Here is a 16368-nt window from a genome sequence, read left to right on the forward strand (position 1 = left end):
GCAAGCAATGCCAGAACCTTCCAACGATCTCGACGTCACAAAACTCGCATCGCAGCTGAAGGTGACGCGTGAGACCTTCGAGAAGGCTTTCGACGTTTTTGCCGATGCGCGACCGAGCGAGATAACTCGCTTCAAGGCACTCGCATGGCGACGACAGAAACGCGAAGCGCTCGATTCCGGGGATCTGCGCGACAACGCCGATATGCTGGCGGCTTTGGAATATGCAAAGGACAAAGGGTTCCTCGGCGAGCTGTGCTCTGCGGCCGGTGCCATGCTCTTCGCCACCCCGATTGACGGGACGCAAGGAGATGGCGTCGTCATGGCAGTCGCCCTCAGCTCCGACGAAGCCGCTCGAACCAGCGCACAGATCACGTTTGAAGCCATCATCAACAACAAGGAACGCTTTCGCGATCCAGATGCGGTCAATGCCGGCCTGATGCGTGCACAAAGGTGTACCTGCCGAGTTGTCGTCAAGCAGGGGGCAAGTCGTATCAGGGGCACCGGATTTCTGATCGGACCGCGGCTTGTGCTCACAAATTGGCATGTCGTCCGGACCTTACTCGAAGCGCTGCCGCCTGAGGATGCAGCTGCCGCCAAACTTGGCCCAGCGGAGGCTTGGCGAGCCAAGCCGGGGAGCGCGCCATTGTTGAGCGTCGAGTTCGATTTCACTGCCAGGGCAGCCCAATCAGGCGGCGTAACCTCCATTCCGGCGAGCACGAATTGGTTTGTCGCGGCAAGCAGTGCCGAGGGCAGCGAGCACGCGGCAGACGAGAATACCGGTGTGCCGTGGCCTGAGGATCTGGCAGCCTTCGAGCCGTATGACGACTTCGCCATTTTGGAGTTGATCGAACCCGTCGGCCTCGACAGGCGCTTTTACAACATAATCGATGAAGAGCCACCCGTTCCGCAGGGGAACATGATCCTTCTCCATCACCCCGGCGAATATTCCATGCGGCTGTCCTATGGCAGTTTCAACGTCGACAAGAAGTTTGCCGGACTTTTGGGCAGCACGCAGGCAAGGACAAACGCACGGGTTCTACATGACGCGAACTCGATCAGTGGATCGTCAGGTGGGCCTTGCCTTGACCTCGATATGCGTCCCGTCGCCTTACATCAGGCCGGCGTGGAATTTGACGGGAATTCCGATGTTTTGGACGACAATGGCAAACCGCTGCGGAAGGCAATCATCAATATCGCAATTCCACTGCGCCGCGTTCGGCAGAAGGCAGGTGCTGCTATTAAATTTCGAATGGGCGACCTGCTCGCCTTAAAGCCGATTTTCCTAAACGGTGATCCGCTCATTGGCCGCGGTGAACTGCAAGAGTCCATAGCGGAAGCCTGCACCGGCAAGGTCAAAATCCTGATCGTGCGTGCAGACATATCGAGCGACGGAAAGCCGTTCCGGGCTGTCGGCAAGTCCTTTACCAGGAAAGTCCTCAAGGAACATCTGGACCCCGCGCAGCATGAGGTCGTCGAAATCAGTGCAGCAAGCTTGATGCAAAATGCCTTCAGAACGGCTGGAGCGATCCTTGACGCCGTCAACCTTGGCTTGTCGGCGCAATTGACGCCTGTCGATGACAAGGCTTTGCTTTCAGAACGGCAATCAACAGAGATCAATGACGTCGTCGTTCGCGTTGTTGCGGAACTGAAAGCTGCTCTGATTGCCGCCGCGGGAAATCGCACGCTCTGGATCGTCATTGACGACCTTGAAAAACACTCGCTGCCTGACACGAGCACGCGCGGACTTCTTGATCGCCTCTACGCTGATGTATCGGCAGAGCCTTCGCTGCGTTTGGTGTTGCTCGGCCTCGCCGACGTCGATCTGCCGTCGCTCCAGGGCATCAAGGCGAAGAAGCTCGACAAGCCGTTGACCCATCTTGACGGAGGCCGCGTCGCCCTTTGGATCGGGCACCGCGTCGATGGCCGATTTGCCCTGCCCGACGCTGCGTGCGAGTGCCTTGCCGGGCTCGTGGCATCGGTCGCGGGCGGTCGGATTAATGACAGTTTCAGCATGACTCAGGCCATTGCGGCGGTCGTCAAAAACGATCTTGATCCCCATTTGAAGAAACGGATGGGGCTTTGATGACGGTCGCCTCATCCGAAACGCCGGAAGCCATCGCTGCAACATTGCGAAAACGCGCAGCGGTCGTGGGGACGTTCGACCCGATGCAACTCCTGGCGACGTTCGCTGTCGGAGAGCGTGACGAAACGTTAGAAGATCAGATCCTTAGCGCTCTTTCTGCCTCAATCGAAGAAGTGGTGGATAATAAGGAGGTGCTCTGGCGTCTGCAGCCAGAGGCGCGCCGCGATGCCCTGAGGGAGCTCGTTGGTGGCGGTGAGCTGGATCGAACGATTACCGACACGATCCCGCGGCGAGGCGACCGCTTCGGCCAAATTCTCCAAGCAATCCTCAAAAAGGGAGGCGGCGCTGTCGGCACGTCCATGCGGAAGATGTCAACGGACGAGCTAATGTTTCAGGCGCTCGCACTTGACTTCGCGCGGTCGCTACCGCTGCCCAGGGCAGTTGCACGGGCGCCTGGCATCGACCCGCGAATTCTTCTCGCCCGCCAAGCCGAGCGCCGGCGCCAGGACTATGTCGCTCCCAAAAAGCTTTTTGGACGTGAGCGAGACGCAGAAGCACTCGATCGCTATATCGCCGATGGGGCATTGGTTCCACCTCTTGCCCGTCTGGTTGTCCCCACTGAGAATCCCCCTCGGCTGCGTCCGCTGCTCCTCACAGGCATCGGGGGCTCTGGAAAATCTGCTCTCGTTGCCGATTTGATGCGCCGAACGCAGCGCGCTGATTGGTCAGGGCCGATCGTCGTGTGTCTCGACTTTGACCAGCGGAATGTCGCGCTCGGCGGAGAGCGTGAATGGCTGAACGAACTCACACGTCAGATCGGTTTTGCGCGACCGGAACTCGATGCGCCTCTGTCAAAAATACGCAGTAATGCTCGCCTTGAACTACATAGGCTCAGCCAGCTAAGAGAGGCCATCGATCAGCTTTCGGGCACAGATAACCTCTTTATCATTTCCAGCATGCGCGACGAGTTGCAGAAGGCGTTGAGCAATGGCGAACTCGCCGCTCAAACCCTTGTGATTATTGTGGATACGTTCGAAGAGGTTCTGGTACGCTCCGATATGCGGGCCGTCTCCCTCGTCCAAGAGCCCTTCGGTCTCGTCCTGACATTCATCGATTCATTGACACGGCTCGTCCGTCCAGATGGAACGCCGGCGTTTGGCGCCGTCAGATCTGTTGTTGCAGGACGCGCCGACCCGTTTCCTCATGACGAATCGATGACCGCACAATGGTTTGACGCCCACCGGGAGGTTGGAGAACTCGATATCGATGCTGCCGTCGAATTGCTTCACGCCTGCGGCGGCCGGCGCAAATTCACCGAAAGCCGCGCCCGACGGATCGTCGAGGTCATCCCGCGCTTTCCACTAGTTCTCACTCTGCTTGCGACATTTGCTCGCGACCGGAACGCACGCGACATCGACGCGATCATTGCAGAGGCCGAGGGCGCAGGGGTGCTTGGCGCGGCTGCGAGCACACGCGTCCTTTATTCGCGCTTTCTTGATCGGCTGAAGGATCACGTCATCAAAGGCGCCGGCGGTGAACGGCTGGTTTCAAGCAAGGACCTTGCGCGGCTGGCTCATCCGGGGCTGGCCTTGAGTATCATCACGCCCGATCTGATCCGGAATGTTCTCGCTGTGCCCACGGGCTTGGGTGAGATCGACGAGCAAAAAGCGCAGGATCTTTTCGACGCTCTATCGCGTGAGGTCTGGCTGGTCGAGCAAGTCGGACCCAATGCGGTTCGCCACATCCCTGTGCTGCGGCGGATCATGTTGCCGATGTTAAATGGTGATCTCACGCTGTCCGAAAATGCCAATATCGAGATGCGTGAAACTGTTCGCCAGGTGCATCGCGCAGCAGCCCAATGGTACCGTTCCGGCGGGGGGGGCGGCGACCCGAACGCAAGCGCACTCGCTGCTTATCACGACGCCTTTCTTGGTGAGATCTCGGTTCTGGTCTCTGATCCCAGCCTCGTTCGCCGCGTGCTCGATGTTGCGGGTGACGATATCTCAGCGATGCCGGTCAACGCGCGCGCCGTACTGCGCCGCGAGGCCCGATCGGACGAAGGCCTGTCGGCTGAAGAGACAGCAGCTTTGCCTGCATCCCAGCGCAGCGAGGTCAGTGCTGTGCAGCAATCCCGGCGTGCCAAGTCAGGCATCACCTCTCGATTGGTCGATCTTGAGGATGACAACCTCGAGCAGAAGCCGTTACGCTCAAGTTTCGAACTTGCCCCCGTGCCACCAGGCAACTACCCGAGGGTTGGGCATGTCCCGCGTCGCCAGATCGACGTTCTACGCGACAAGGAGACAGCCGAGCACATTCAAGCGATGTATGTGGAGGCCGACTTCGAAAACATCGTCAAATACGGATCTTCGGCTGCCGCTCTCCTTTGTGAATGCGCCCAAGAAGAGCCGCCATTCGACAAACTCGCCGACACGACAAACCATTGGACCTGGAAATGGGCCTTGTCTTGTTTAGCGACTGGCACCGGCGATGAAGCATTTTTGAAATGGGCTGTGGCGGACGTGCAGAGTGTCAGGGAACTTTCGAACGCTACCCCATTTCGAATTGGAACGCTGCTTTCACTCGCAATTGCGACCGTTGCGCTAGGCCGCGCACCAACTTTCTGGGACGAGCCGCCTTATCGGGATGCGATCAGGACCTATCCGAGGATCGAGCGCAGTCCGGTAACTTCCGTCTTGTCACTGCGTCTTCGGGTCCTGGCAAACTATTGGGACAACGCTAACTCTCCGAATGACTTAGAATCCTACGAACTACGACCGGATATCGTGCGTCTTGTCGCGCTCTTATCGCCTACAACGAACTTCGGGGGCTCAATGCTCGGCAGCCCGTCTTCGGTCGTCAAACTTCCGGAAGAGCTGCTCCGTCGATTGGAAGAATTCCAACGCGCGCCTCCCTTGTCGTCAGACCTGAAAATGCTGGATCAAGTCAATGACAGCATATTCTTTTATGCCAGCAGGCAGAATTCCCGGTCATGGCAGCCGCAATTATTGTCGCGCCCTGTCCTCGGTTCCATTTTGCGCGGACGTTCACCGGAGATTTACGATCCTGTCCGCGCTGCACTCGGCGATGCAATGGCCGTGGATGCATCAAGCTTTGTTGCAGCGGTTGCAGAGGTTTCAGAATTTGCACCCTTCTGGCCGACAGACTGCATGTCCGACCTATTCCAAAATGGAAGAAGCTTGCGCGAAGACGACTATTTGCTCGCGCGCCTCGTCATTTTCATTGATCAGGCAGGCCTGACGTCTGAGATGTTTTCTGCCCTTGCCCGGTATGGAAAATTTGGCAGGCGTTTTCAGGCTGTCGCAAAGCTGGTCCAAGCTTACGATCACCTGCTTCTGGCGCCTTATCGTGATGGCGGTTTGTTTCCATTTACGCATTCAACGGACGAGCCATTTTCAGGAAATGTCATGTCCTAAACATCGGATTGAAAAGAGGGGGATACAGCATGACCATCGATCTTACACACAAACCGCGTCTGGCCGACCTTACCCGGCTTGGCGGTCCCGCGGATATCGACAGCCAGGCGGCACTGAATCAAGAGCTGGAAAGTGTGGAAGCCCGGGGACAGCCAAAACGCACTCCGGCCGCCAGCTTCTCTGGGCGCGCAGGTTACGTAGAGGACTTTCTCGGCTTCACGGTGCCATTGCCAACACCGCTTGGCGAGCTCAAGCGGTTCGTCGCACCTGTGTCGGGATCGAGCGAAGGGCGTCTTGATTACGAGCATTTCAGCGTCGTTATGCATTCGGCAAGACGGCTGGCCATGTTTGTCGCCGTTAACATCGACGGGGCGCATCCGGGAGAGGTCGAGCGGAAGAACGATAAATGGTTCCTGGACGGTCGCATCGCAGACGAGTTTCAGATCGGCGAAGACCTCTATGCCGACAACATCCTGGACCGCGGTCACCTGGTTCGCCGTCAGGACCCGGTCTGGGGCAAAACGGCAGCAACAGCCAACGGCGACACCTTCCATTTCACGAATTGCTCACCGCAAGCGGCAAATTTTAACCAGAAGACGTGGCTGAGCCTTGAAGACTACGTGCTCGGTAACGCCAAAGTTCAGGACACCAAAGTCTCGGTTTTCACGGGGCCAGTTTTCAGAGACAGTGACAGGACTTATCGCGGCGTGCAGATACCTACCGCCTACTGGAAAGTGCTGAGCTTTGTGAACGATGCCGGCCGGCCTTCAAGCACTGCCTATATCGTCGACCAGGTTTCGGAATTGAAGCATCTCGAAGCCGTTTTCGGCGCGTTCAAGACCTACCAGCGCAGCGTCGCATCTATTCAACGTATGACGGGGCTGTCCTTCAATGGTCTTGCTGATTTTGATGGATTCACAAACGAGGAGGCCGCAACCCGGACCGCCATCATTGCAGAGCTCCGATCCCCCGCCGATATAAGGGTCTGAAAACAATCACGTCGTGGGGCCGCGGGCGGGAAAAGGAACGGCGAATTCCTAGATCGCTGCAGAAGAAGGCGTGCGCGCAATCGACCCTGTGATGCTGCGCGGGCAGGCTTCATTCGTCACCGCTTTCTGTCAAAGTCAGAGCTGCGTTGGCGACACCATAATCGTCTCTTGATCTTCAGAAAGGCGTTTCGAGTCCTCACGACGACGTTCCCTAGCACAAGACTAAATCAAAATGCCCTAAGAACAGGAATGAAAATCCCATGGTCAAATGGCTTCTCGTGATGATTTCCATAACGGTCGACGGCTCACTCTCATTCAGTCAGCTCGGCCCATTTGACAATCTTCAAGCGTGCGATGCAGCCGGCAGAATGGTGCAGGGCTCGCTCCATGGCTCCAAGGCCCGCAGCAACTCCTATGATTTGAGATGCATCGCCACCGACACCGGAAGGACACAGTGACCTGTGTGTCCTCCGTCCTAGGGCAGCGAACGGTAAGCATGAAAACCAAGATATTGTCATCTTGTTAAAGCTGATTAGCCTGCAAGATCAGGAAGTCGATAAGGGCGGTATGGAGCAGGTGCGATCGAACCGATCGGCTTCTTGTTACCTGCACTCCCAACCGGGTTCTGCAGCAGTCCTGCGCTCCTGCTCCCCGCAGGGCCTCAGAAAGACGACGCATTCGCGGGACCTATATCGTTACGCCTCTTCAAGCGCGAGATGCCCGCGTTTTTCGCTTGGCTGGTCGCAGCCTCCTATGAGCATCGGGCGGAAATCCTCCTCCGCTTCGTTCCGGCCAATTTTGTCATTGCGGTCCTAGCACTCGCTGGCAAAGCAAGCGTCACAAGCGCACCCGTCTTGACGATCGGCCTTTCGCTGGCCATGGCTGCGATCGAGCACGTCTGGAAGGCAACGACGACTTTAGATTTGCACTCGGTCGCCGACTGATCGCTGCAATGCTCTGCGTTCTGTACTCTCGCCTGGCTGGTGCTTTTGGCCTAGATCTATAGAGCAGGATGATTTAGGGCCGGGTCGGCCTAAAATCGTCCTGTTCTACATTACCGCGCACACTTTTCGGCATCATTTCCGGTTCAGATATCTTCCCACGGAAACGTGTCCAGTCGCTCGGCTCCCCTTGCCGTGATCAGAGCCTGGGTTTCCAGTTTGATGCTCTCGGATCCGGCTTCGGCAATCAGGCTTTCGACATTCAGAACCATGTTCTCCTCGATGATGCCGCTGAAATCGGGGTCGAAATCCGGATGCAGAAGGATCCCCGGCCATTCGTCCGCCATTCCGGTCCCGTGCAGAGCAAGCGTGTATCGATAAGGCTGGTATTTCTCCGGAATCCGCCACGACATTTCGTTGAATTCCTGGAAAGTCATCCCGGGCCTGATGATTGAAAGATTATGCTCGATCTGATCCCTGGCAGCGGCGTAGAGTTCCTTCTGCTTGGCGTTCATCGCCACGTGTCCCGCTGTCCACGAGCGCGACAGGTCGGCGCAATAGCCGTAGGGTCCGATCATATCGGTATCGAAGGATATCATCTCCCCGCGTTTGATGACGTAGTCCGAACATTCCTGATACCAGGGGATTGTTCTCGGGCCTGCGGTCAAGAGCTTGGTCTCGAGCCACTCGCCGCCGCTGCGTGCGTTTTCGAAGTGAAGCTCGGCCCAGATCTCTCTTTCGGTGCGGCCCGGCTCGGACACCTCGTACATCCGCGCCATACCTGCTTCGCAGACACGGATCGTCCATCTCATCAGCTCGATCTCGTCGGCGCTTTTGATGGATCGCGCCCGCTCGGCCAGTTCCTGGCCGTCTAAGAGCATGAAGCCGCGTTCCCTGAGTTCGAACGCGCCGGCCGGTTCGAGCCTGTCCACCGCCACGCGTTTGTTGCCGCCATTGCGGCTTACGAGGTCAGCGACCTCGTCCGCCCAGGCTTTCAGGCGGGGTTCCATAAGGTTCCCTGATGTGAAGAATATCCATGACTTTGCCGGCCGGATCTCGTCGATGCCGGGAAGCCCGTCATTGACGTGGTCGGCGCCTTCGAATTCGAAAAGTATGGCCGGACCATCGGCCAGGATCAGAGCGTAGCGCGAGGCGTTGTGCATCGTCCAAATGCTCATATTCGATGAATCGAAGGCATATCGGATGTTGACGGGGTCATAGAGAAGCAGGGCGCCGCAGTCCCATTCGCGCATCTTCCGGCGCAGGCGCTCCAGACGATAGCGGCGAGCCCGATTGAGCGTCGTGGCCGGCACAGGACTGATAAGAGGCCGGTCGGCTCCTTCAGGATTGAGGTATGCCTGCTTTCGCTCATCCTTGAAGACCGTCGAGCCGGTCAGCTCGGCGGAATCGCTTTCCTCTCGCAGCATCTCAGTCAGTCCCTGTTGTCGGTGAGTGACGGATGTTCAGCGCTCGATGACCAGATCGCTGAGCGGCTTGGAGCAGCAGGGCAGGAAGAAGCCGGCGTCGATTTCCCGCTGACGAATTCCGCCATTGTGGTTCATGTCGACCATGCCTGACGTAAGCTTCGACTTGCAGGTGCCGCAGACGCCATTTGCGCAGGACGACGGGATCCTGACGCCTGACTTTTTCGCACAAGAGAGCACGCTCTGGTCGCCGGAGACGTCGATGCTGCGCGCCTGCTTCGAGAAGGTGACCTGAAAGACCCTCGCCGCTGCCTCCTGAACCGCAGGAATTTCGGGTTCGTCGATGACCGCTGCGTCGAAGCTTTCCTCCAGGTAGTTCGAGCCGGGCACGCCGAGTTCGGCGGCAATGCCGCGCGCGGCGGCCATGAACGGGGCGGGGCCGCAGCACATCACGGTTCGCTCGGCGATATCGGGAACCGCAAGCCGCATATAGTCTTTCGAAATGCGACCGGTCAGACCGGGCCAGGACGGCTCGCCGGCCGCGGTCTCCGGGAGGAAATGCAGGCGAAGGCCTTTCAGCCTGCGGGCGATGCAGGCCAGTTCGTCGCGAAAGATCAGATCCTGCGGCGTCCGTCCCGCGTGCATGAAGACGACATCGGCAGGTTCGCAACTGTCGGCGAGTTCCCGCAGAATGGACATGACGGGGGTAATGCCGGAGCCGCCCGACAGCAGCAGAAGCTTGCGTCCCGACCTCTCGGGCCTGACGAAGTGGCCGAGCGGCCCATTCGCCTTGACGGTCGTGCCGGGAACCAGGGTGTCGTGAAGCCAGTTGGAGATCTTTCCACCGGGGACGCGCTTCACCGTCACGGAGAAGGCGTTCGTCCGATGCGGCGAAGAGGAGATGCTGTAGCACCTGTTTTCAGCCTCTCCATTGTGCTCCAGGTCGAACAGAAAATACTGCCCGGCCTTGAACGCAAACCGCTTGCCCTGATGGGAGGCGAAGGTGAATGTCTTGACGTCGTGGGTCTCCTGCTGGACGTCGAGGCAGACGAGCGCGTCGTCTTCTTCCGGGTTCCAGACGTCGTGAAGGGCGGCCCTGGCTACGGGCATCTGCGGGCTCCTAGTATCCATGAGCGCGCATCCGATCGATGTACCAGCTGGCGAACTTGTCGAGGTTCGTCTCGGAAAAGCGGGAGTAGGGGCCTGGCTGATATGCCGGGTCGAGAGTGCCTGCATGGGAGCGCGCGACGAGATCGGCGTCCTGGTCCGTCGTCGCGACCCAGACATCCGTCAGCTTGTCGAGATCGTAATCCACGCCTTCGACGGCGTCCTTGTGGACCAGCCACTTGGTTCTGACCAGCGTCTTGCCCGCCGAGAGCGGGATGACGGTTGCCACTACGGCATGGTCGCCCATGAAGTGGTTCCAGCTGTTGTGGCCCCAAAGATGCGTGTCGCCGAGATCCTTGCGGGTCATATGCCCAAGAAGCTTGGAGGATGCGGCGGTGGCGTCGTGGGTCTGGGATTCGCCGGCACCCGCGATGATCAGCCTCTGGGTGCGGAAGTTGGTGGCGCAGTCGGCGAGCTGCTCGACCGCAGCCGAGGGAAAGCCGTCAGACTCCCACGCCTTCGTCTGCTCTTCATACAGCCTGAAATGTTCCTCGGCCTGTTCGCGATCCTCCGGGCTCAGCGTCTCGGGGTCGAAGCCGAAGTCGAGATCGACGAAGGAGACGCAGAGCTCCGGGTGGTTCGCGGAGCAATGGTAGCATTCACGATTGTTTTCCATCGTGAGCTTCCAGTTGCCATCCTCGATGACATCGGTTTGGAAGGCAACCTTTGCGTTTCGGATGTCGTAGGGGGCGAGGCGCTCGGTCATGGCCTGTTCGAGGATAGCAATGTCCTCGGGCGGATTGTCGGAGAGACAGACATAAATCAGTCCGCCGATCGACTTGAAAGTGACGGGCTTGAGGCTCCGACACTCCTTGTCGAAGTCCTTGCCCATGTGAGGCGCGTAGCTGAGCTCACCCGTCAGTTCGTATGTCCAGGTGTGGTAGGGACAGACGAGCTTTGAAACGATCGTCTTGCCCGGATCGAGAAGGCGGGAGCCGCGATGGCGGCAGACATTGTGCAGGACGCGAATTTCTCCGTCGTCGTCACGCAGAAGGATCAGGCTCGTCTTGCCGATATCGATGACCGTGGCGTCACCGGGTTCGGGAACATCGCAATCGAGACCGACACAGATCCAGTGATTGTGGAAGAAGACGTCGATGTCTGCTTCGAACACATCTTGCCTGACGTAAAGGCCGGACGGCAGAGAGTGACCGTTGGCACGAGCGTCGAGAAGGGCGGAAATGGAAGATGGGAGCTTGTTTAGCATCAGAACCTCTTATGCGAGAGTTTCCCCAGATTGCCCTTGCAGTTCCGTTGTTTCAACGGCATAAAAAATTAAGTTCGCATAAGTTTTTATCATGCGATGAGGGTTCTGTGATGCACTTTAGAAGACGGATCCCGTCGCTGACGGCACTGGTGACCCTGGAGGCGGTGCTCAGAAAGAGGAGCTTCACCACGGCTGCGATCGAATTGGGTGTCACCCAGGCGGCGGTCAGCAGGCAGATTGCATTGCTGGAGGAGGAATTCGATCAGCCTCTATTCGTGCGCAAGCATCGAGCGATCGAGCCGACGGCGGCATGCATCAACCTCGGAGCAACACTGGCCAAGAGCTTTGCCGATATTGCCGAGAGCGTGGAAGCGCTCCAGTCGCGCAGCCAAGACGTGTTGACGATAGGGGCGACCGTTGCATTCTCCTCTTTCTGGCTGCTGCCGCGGCTGGCCGAGTTTCGCCGTGCGAACCCAGGCATCCTGGTGCGGGTGATATCCCAGGATAGCCCGATCGCTCTCGACGACGGAGAAGTCGATGTGGCAATTCGATATGGTGTGCCTCCCTTCAGCGACAGCACCGTCATCGCCTCGCACGGCGACGTCATCTGCCCGGTCTGCTCTCCCGACTATCTCAAGCGTCGCGGCGATGGCGCGCTCGGCTCCGCCGACGAATTCATCGAAACGGATGTTCTCGATCGGTCCTGGTACAGCTGGGAACAGTGGTTTTCGCTGACCGGCGCCAACCTCGAGGTAAAGCCGTCACTTCGGTTCAACCACTATACCGAAACCATCGCAGCCGCGCGCGCAGGCCAAGGGATTGCCTTGGGATGGCGTATGCTGGTGGGCACCTTTCTCGACGATGGAACCCTGGTGCAGGTCGACGGCGGTGAGCTCGGGGCGGAAGATCGTTACAACGTGATCGTGCCCGTCAAAGCCAAGCGAAGCAACGCGCGGGACCTTGCCGCCGCCTGGCTGACGGCATCACTGCACGGGTGATCGAAGCGTAGTCACAAACCCAGCCCCACGGCTGCAGTCCGATGAACGCCTTTCGGGACGAATGCGAAGCGATCTGCCAGGCCCAGAAAATCGGCCGCCAGGTGAATGACGGAAAGCCACATTTCCGTTCCCTGCAGGCTCGGTTCATCACCGTCGGCAAACGGGAATCCCTCGCCATCTCGCCATCTCTCCAGTGCCCTCGATATGACTTTGCGGGCGATCGCCTCGCTGTCGGCCCGCCTGTAGTCTGTCTGCCGGGCAATCAGCAGCAGAGGATGAATCGTATCGAGCAGGTTGCACGCATTGTATTTTGCGGCAATGAAGCCCTTGTGGTTGCGATAGTTGAGGTGAACCGTCTCGAGCGAGGCGTGCGGGTGGGGAAGGGCCACGCCGAACTGGGCGTAGGTGCCGCGCGTCAGGCGATAAAAGCCGTTCACCGGTTGCAGCCATCCTTCCGCCGCGGTCGGTTCACCCCACAGCCCCGAAACGCTGTTGGCATTACGGCCCAGCCACTCGAAAAGCGCCTGCCGTGAATGCCTGATGCCGAAATACTTCGCATTGAAGTACATGGCAGTTCCGATCGCATCGACCACGCTTCCGGAGTGCCATGCCCGAGTCGACCAAGGCAGGGCGCTCAGCCATTCATCCAGCTCCCCGGCGCCGAGCTCGACCGCATGGACCGGTTGGCGTGGACCGGAACCGAGCAGTTCAAGCGCATAACCAACCGCAAGGACGTTATAGAGCGCCTTTGAATCATCCCTGAGGGCCTTGCCATGCATTCGCGAATGCTCTTCCGGGAAAAGGCCGGTCTCTCGGTCCTGAAGACTTTGGAGACGCTCGATGGTCTCCGCCGCATCGAGGTCGGGCGGCAGGTGGCCGAACCCGGCTGCGATCTCGACTGCATCGCAGAGATGCCGGATCGCTGGTCGCCGGATGCCGTCTGCCTCCAGTGATTCATAGGCTCCGTCCGTTTTCCAGCGCGCAAGAATATCAGGCCATTGGCCCTTCGCCTTCTGACCGAGCCTGGCCAATTGATCTTCGATGTCGCCAGTCTCGGATTTTTTGGGCGCCGAGCCTCGGCTCCGCAGCACCCGGGCGGGCACGCCACCGGCAATCGCCATGGCGGGAATGTCGCCTGTGACCACCGCTCCGGCGGCGATCACAGCGCCGTTTCCAATCGTGGCGCCATCGAGGATCACGCAATTGGCGCCGATCCAGACATCGTCACCGATCGTGATGCCGACGCTGACGACACCCTGGCGGTGTATAGGAATGGTCGCATCGTCGAAGCCATGATTGAAGCCGACGATCGAGGCATGCGAAGCAATCCGCACGCCATGACCGCACGTCACCGTGCCGGAAACACAGGCATAGGGATTGATGGTGCAATCGTCGCCGAGGATCACATGGCCACGGACGAGCGCGTGCCCGGCGATCCACGACCGCTCGCCCATCGTCAGGCTTTCGGTGAAGATTGCGGCATTCTCGGCGATGTAGGACGTCTCGGCCAGCTCCGCACTGCATGATCGCCTGAGTTCCGCCTTGCGGGCGAGGTGAGCCGGATGACCGAGGTCAGACGCAATGTGTTCCCACGTCAGATATTGAAGCCTGAGCGCTTCGCTCTCTTCGCTTGCCGATGTTTGCTGGCTGTTGGCCTGATCCATCCTGCCCCTCATTTTCAGGTTCAACCGCCGAATATTCACCTGATTCAGCGATCCGTTGTCTCGCTGCATCAGACGGCCGGATCCGTCCAAAAGCAAGACTTCCGGCAATGGCGGCCTTCTTCAAGGTTGGCCGGCGTGATCACAAGCTGATCTTTCGTGACATGGAATTTCCGCTCCATCTTGCGCGGCCGATGTGGCCTCCGAATTCGTGATTTGCAGAGACGTCATGCGCCAACGCACCGATCATCGGCAACGTGCTCAGCCATCTGGAAACCTTGAGCTCGAGCTATGCCGCGTTCAGAAGTTCAGCGCTAACCGGCATTCCCATGTGAAAGCCCTGGACGCGGTCGATGCGAAGATCCTTGAGAAGGGAAAACTGTGCTGCCGTTTCGACGCCTTCCACCAGAATCGTATTCCCGCGATTGCGGATGAGAGCAATCATGTCCTGAAGCATCGTCAGACCGCGTGGGTTCGAGCAGTCGTGCAGGAAGGTTCTATCGACCTTGACCGTCTGAAACTCGATTGCCCTCAGCCAAGAGAGGCCCGCGAAGCCGCAGCCGAAGTCGTCGAGCCAGATTTCGACGCCGAGTGCCCGCAGATCGGCAATGCATTTCAGCACCTCCGCCTGCATATCCATGTCCAGGCCTTCGGTGACTTCCAAGGCTAGTCGCGAGCCGCAGACCCCGCAGCGATCAAGGATTTCAGCGACACTGGCAGCAAAGCCGGGGGAACGCAGTTGTATCGGCGACACGTTGACGCTGACGGTCGCCATGCGATCGGTCATCAGTATATCCCGGCAGGCCGTCTCGATCGCCCACCTGCCCAATTCGAGGATAGCGCCACTTCGTTCTGCAACTGGAATGAATGTCTTCGGGGAAACCGCGGTGCCATCCGGCATTCTGAGGCGCATCAAAGCCTCGACAGCTCTTGCTTTCCCGTTGGTCACGTCGAAGATCGGTTGGTACACGAGCGAGACCAGTTTGCGATCGATGGCGGCCGCCAGCAGCGGGACGAGTTTGCCAGCGTGGTCATCGGGACGGGGTAAAAACGGATCAAAACTGCGAATGCAGTTTCGGCCACTTGCTTTGGCATTGTAGAGAGCAAGGTCGGCTTCACGGACTATTCGTTCGACTTTCTCGCCAACTTTCTCGCGGGTGAAGGCGACGCCGATGCTGACGGTTACGGTCGACATATCATCTGGTCGCTCTTCGTGAGCAATCGCAAGTGACTCGACCTCCATTCTGATCTTGTTGGCGAGGGCCATCGCAACCTTGGGAAGGGCAGCCGGCATGACCACGATAAACTCCTCGCCACCATACCTGCCGATCATGCCATCGGACGATTCTACAACCGCCTTCAGTGCATTGGCGATGACAGTCAGGCATCGGTCTCCTTCCTGATGTCCGTAGCGATCATTGAAGCGTTTGAAAAAGTCGACGTCGATGAGGAACACGGAGAAGTCCCGGCGCTCATCTTTCCAGGCGGCCCAGCATTCGTCGAGCCGCCGATCCAGCGCGCGTCTGTTGCTTATACCCGTCAGGTAGTCGGTATGCGAAAGCTCGAGCAGTGACCTTCCACGTTCGGACGCTTCCCAGTGCTGGTGGCGAGCCTCCGCCGCGTTCAGCAACACGTTTCGACGCTCCACGTTCAATCGCCAATTGACGAACGATGTGAAGGCAAAGCACGAAATATAGAACAACCCGAAGGCAAGTTTATAGGTTTGGCTTGAAGGGAAGAATTCCTCGATCGCGATGAAAAATGCGCATAGAACGAGGCCCGAAGTGATCACCGAAAGCCGAAATGGGAAACTGAAAAAGAGGTTGGCGCCCATCATGAAGATGGCACCGAATATCATGTAGTATGACATGGCGGTGACGTCGCGGGTGGCAATCGCCGGGTAAAGCCAGCCTACATAGCCCACAAGCAGAGCAGCGGCGCAGGTGATGTCAAGCCAGACGGTTTTCGCATTTGCCAGTCGCAAGATTTCGAACGCCAGCAGTGCGATCGTTGCAACGACGAATCGCGCGGCGATCGTCATGGGGGCAACATCGGGGATCAGCCATCGGTCGGGAAGTGCGAAGGCCACATATACGGCAACTGCCATCCAAAGACCATGCCGTGAGCTCCGCCTTCGGACAGCATCATTTTCAGTTTTCAGAGACTTGAGGGCCTCGGCGAATGAAAAGCTGGCGGTTAATTGGTCGTTCTGGACATTAGCGCAAGCCGCGATCATGCAATAACACCGGCCTGACAACCATCTAAAGTATGTTGAAAAGTAAGCCATACTTCGGCGCCCTCCAAAATCGCGTTCGGCAATCTGCAACCGGTTTGTCTTATTGCTGAGCTTTGTTAGAGGGGTAGCATCGGACCCGCAAGAGTAGAATTACCCTTATCCCGTGTAGATTCTAGTCGCATCCTATTTCGAGGTTGATTATGCTTAACGCTATGTCAAGAGGATCTC

9 protein-coding genes are annotated in these 16368 nt (G+C 58.3%); 4 read left to right on the forward strand and 5 right to left on the reverse strand.

The genetic code is table 11. The features are described 5' to 3' along the window. Window positions 1–7: 7 nt before the first annotated feature. The 3 genes from RWJ89_RS01545 to RWJ89_RS01555 are packed head-to-tail and all read left to right on the forward strand — an operon-like array spanning window position 8 to window position 6506. Entirely contained in the window at window positions 8–2083 is a 2076-nt protein-coding gene (locus RWJ89_RS01545; protein ID WP_222010354.1) for a trypsin-like serine peptidase, read from the forward strand. After that, window positions 2083–5517, forward strand: a complete 3435-nt coding sequence (locus RWJ89_RS01550) for an AAA family ATPase (protein ID WP_316030453.1) — start codon at window positions 2083–2085, stop codon at window positions 5515–5517. Before RWJ89_RS01545 ends, RWJ89_RS01550 begins: the two co-directional genes overlap by 1 nt. A 29-nt stretch (window positions 5518–5546) precedes the next feature. Further along, window positions 5547–6506, forward strand: coding sequence for a DNA/RNA non-specific endonuclease (locus RWJ89_RS01555; protein WP_168281121.1), 960 nt, complete (start codon window positions 5547–5549; stop codon window positions 6504–6506). 1087 nt (window positions 6507–7593) lie between these two features. Here the strand turns inward: RWJ89_RS01555 and RWJ89_RS01560 are convergent. The 3 genes from RWJ89_RS01560 to RWJ89_RS01570 are packed head-to-tail and all read right to left on the reverse strand — an operon-like array spanning window position 7594 to window position 11245. Next, on the reverse strand, window positions 7594–8874 hold the full coding sequence (locus RWJ89_RS01560) for a M24 family metallopeptidase (RefSeq protein WP_168281119.1): 1281 nt from the start codon (window positions 8872–8874) through the stop codon (window positions 7594–7596). A gap of 36 nt (window positions 8875–8910) precedes the next feature. After that, window positions 8911–9981, reverse strand: coding sequence for a hybrid-cluster NAD(P)-dependent oxidoreductase (locus tag RWJ89_RS01565; protein WP_206116512.1), 1071 nt, complete (start codon window positions 9979–9981; stop codon window positions 8911–8913). 10 nt (window positions 9982–9991) lie between these two features. After that, entirely contained in the window at window positions 9992–11245 is a 1254-nt protein-coding gene (locus RWJ89_RS01570) for an aromatic ring-hydroxylating oxygenase subunit alpha (RefSeq protein ID WP_168281115.1), read from the reverse strand. A gap of 110 nt (window positions 11246–11355) precedes the next feature. Between RWJ89_RS01570 and RWJ89_RS01575 the strand changes: the two genes are divergently transcribed. Beyond that, window positions 11356–12243: a LysR substrate-binding domain-containing protein gene (locus RWJ89_RS01575; protein WP_222060821.1), complete on the forward strand. Its 888-nt coding sequence runs from the start codon at window positions 11356–11358 to the stop codon at window positions 12241–12243. Window positions 12244–12254: 11 nt separating this feature from the next. Here RWJ89_RS01575 and RWJ89_RS01580 read toward each other — a convergent pair whose 3' ends face one another. Both RWJ89_RS01580 and RWJ89_RS01585 read right to left on the reverse strand, forming a co-directional pair. Continuing rightward, a complete protein-coding gene (locus RWJ89_RS01580; RefSeq protein WP_131662615.1) occupies window positions 12255–13907 on the reverse strand; it encodes an acyltransferase in 1653 nt (550 codons plus the stop codon). A gap of 286 nt (window positions 13908–14193) precedes the next feature. Then, on the reverse strand, window positions 14194–16191 hold the full coding sequence (locus RWJ89_RS01585; protein WP_316030454.1) for a putative bifunctional diguanylate cyclase/phosphodiesterase: 1998 nt from the start codon (window positions 16189–16191) through the stop codon (window positions 14194–14196). Window positions 16192–16368: the final 177 nt, after the last annotated feature.

Source organism: Rhizobium sp. 10PS4, from assembly GCF_032464805.1.
Taxonomy (GTDB): domain Bacteria; phylum Pseudomonadota; class Alphaproteobacteria; order Rhizobiales; family Rhizobiaceae; genus Rhizobium; species Rhizobium laguerreae.

What these genes read in the sequence shown, in the direction of transcription:
- RWJ89_RS01585 (WP_316030454.1), bottom strand. Translation starts at nt 16,191, where the DNA reads ATGGCTTACTTTTCAACATACTTTAGATGGTTGTCAGGCCGGTGTTAT.
- RWJ89_RS01560 (WP_168281119.1), bottom strand. Translation starts at nt 8,874, where the DNA reads ATGCTGCGAGAGGAAAGCGATTCCGCCGAGCTGACCGGCTCGACGGTC.
- RWJ89_RS01575 (WP_222060821.1), top strand. Translation starts at nt 11,356, where the DNA reads ATGCACTTTAGAAGACGGATCCCGTCGCTGACGGCACTGGTGACCCTG.
- RWJ89_RS01565 (WP_206116512.1), bottom strand. Translation starts at nt 9,981, where the DNA reads ATGCCCGTAGCCAGGGCCGCCCTTCACGACGTCTGGAACCCGGAAGAA.
- RWJ89_RS01545 (WP_222010354.1), top strand. Translation starts at nt 8, where the DNA reads ATGCCAGAACCTTCCAACGATCTCGACGTCACAAAACTCGCATCGCAG.
- RWJ89_RS01555 (WP_168281121.1), top strand. Translation starts at nt 5,547, where the DNA reads ATGACCATCGATCTTACACACAAACCGCGTCTGGCCGACCTTACCCGG.
- RWJ89_RS01550 (WP_316030453.1), top strand. Translation starts at nt 2,083, where the DNA reads ATGACGGTCGCCTCATCCGAAACGCCGGAAGCCATCGCTGCAACATTG.
- RWJ89_RS01570 (WP_168281115.1), bottom strand. Translation starts at nt 11,245, where the DNA reads ATGCTAAACAAGCTCCCATCTTCCATTTCCGCCCTTCTCGACGCTCGT.
- RWJ89_RS01580 (WP_131662615.1), bottom strand. Translation starts at nt 13,907, where the DNA reads ATGGATCAGGCCAACAGCCAGCAAACATCGGCAAGCGAAGAGAGCGAA.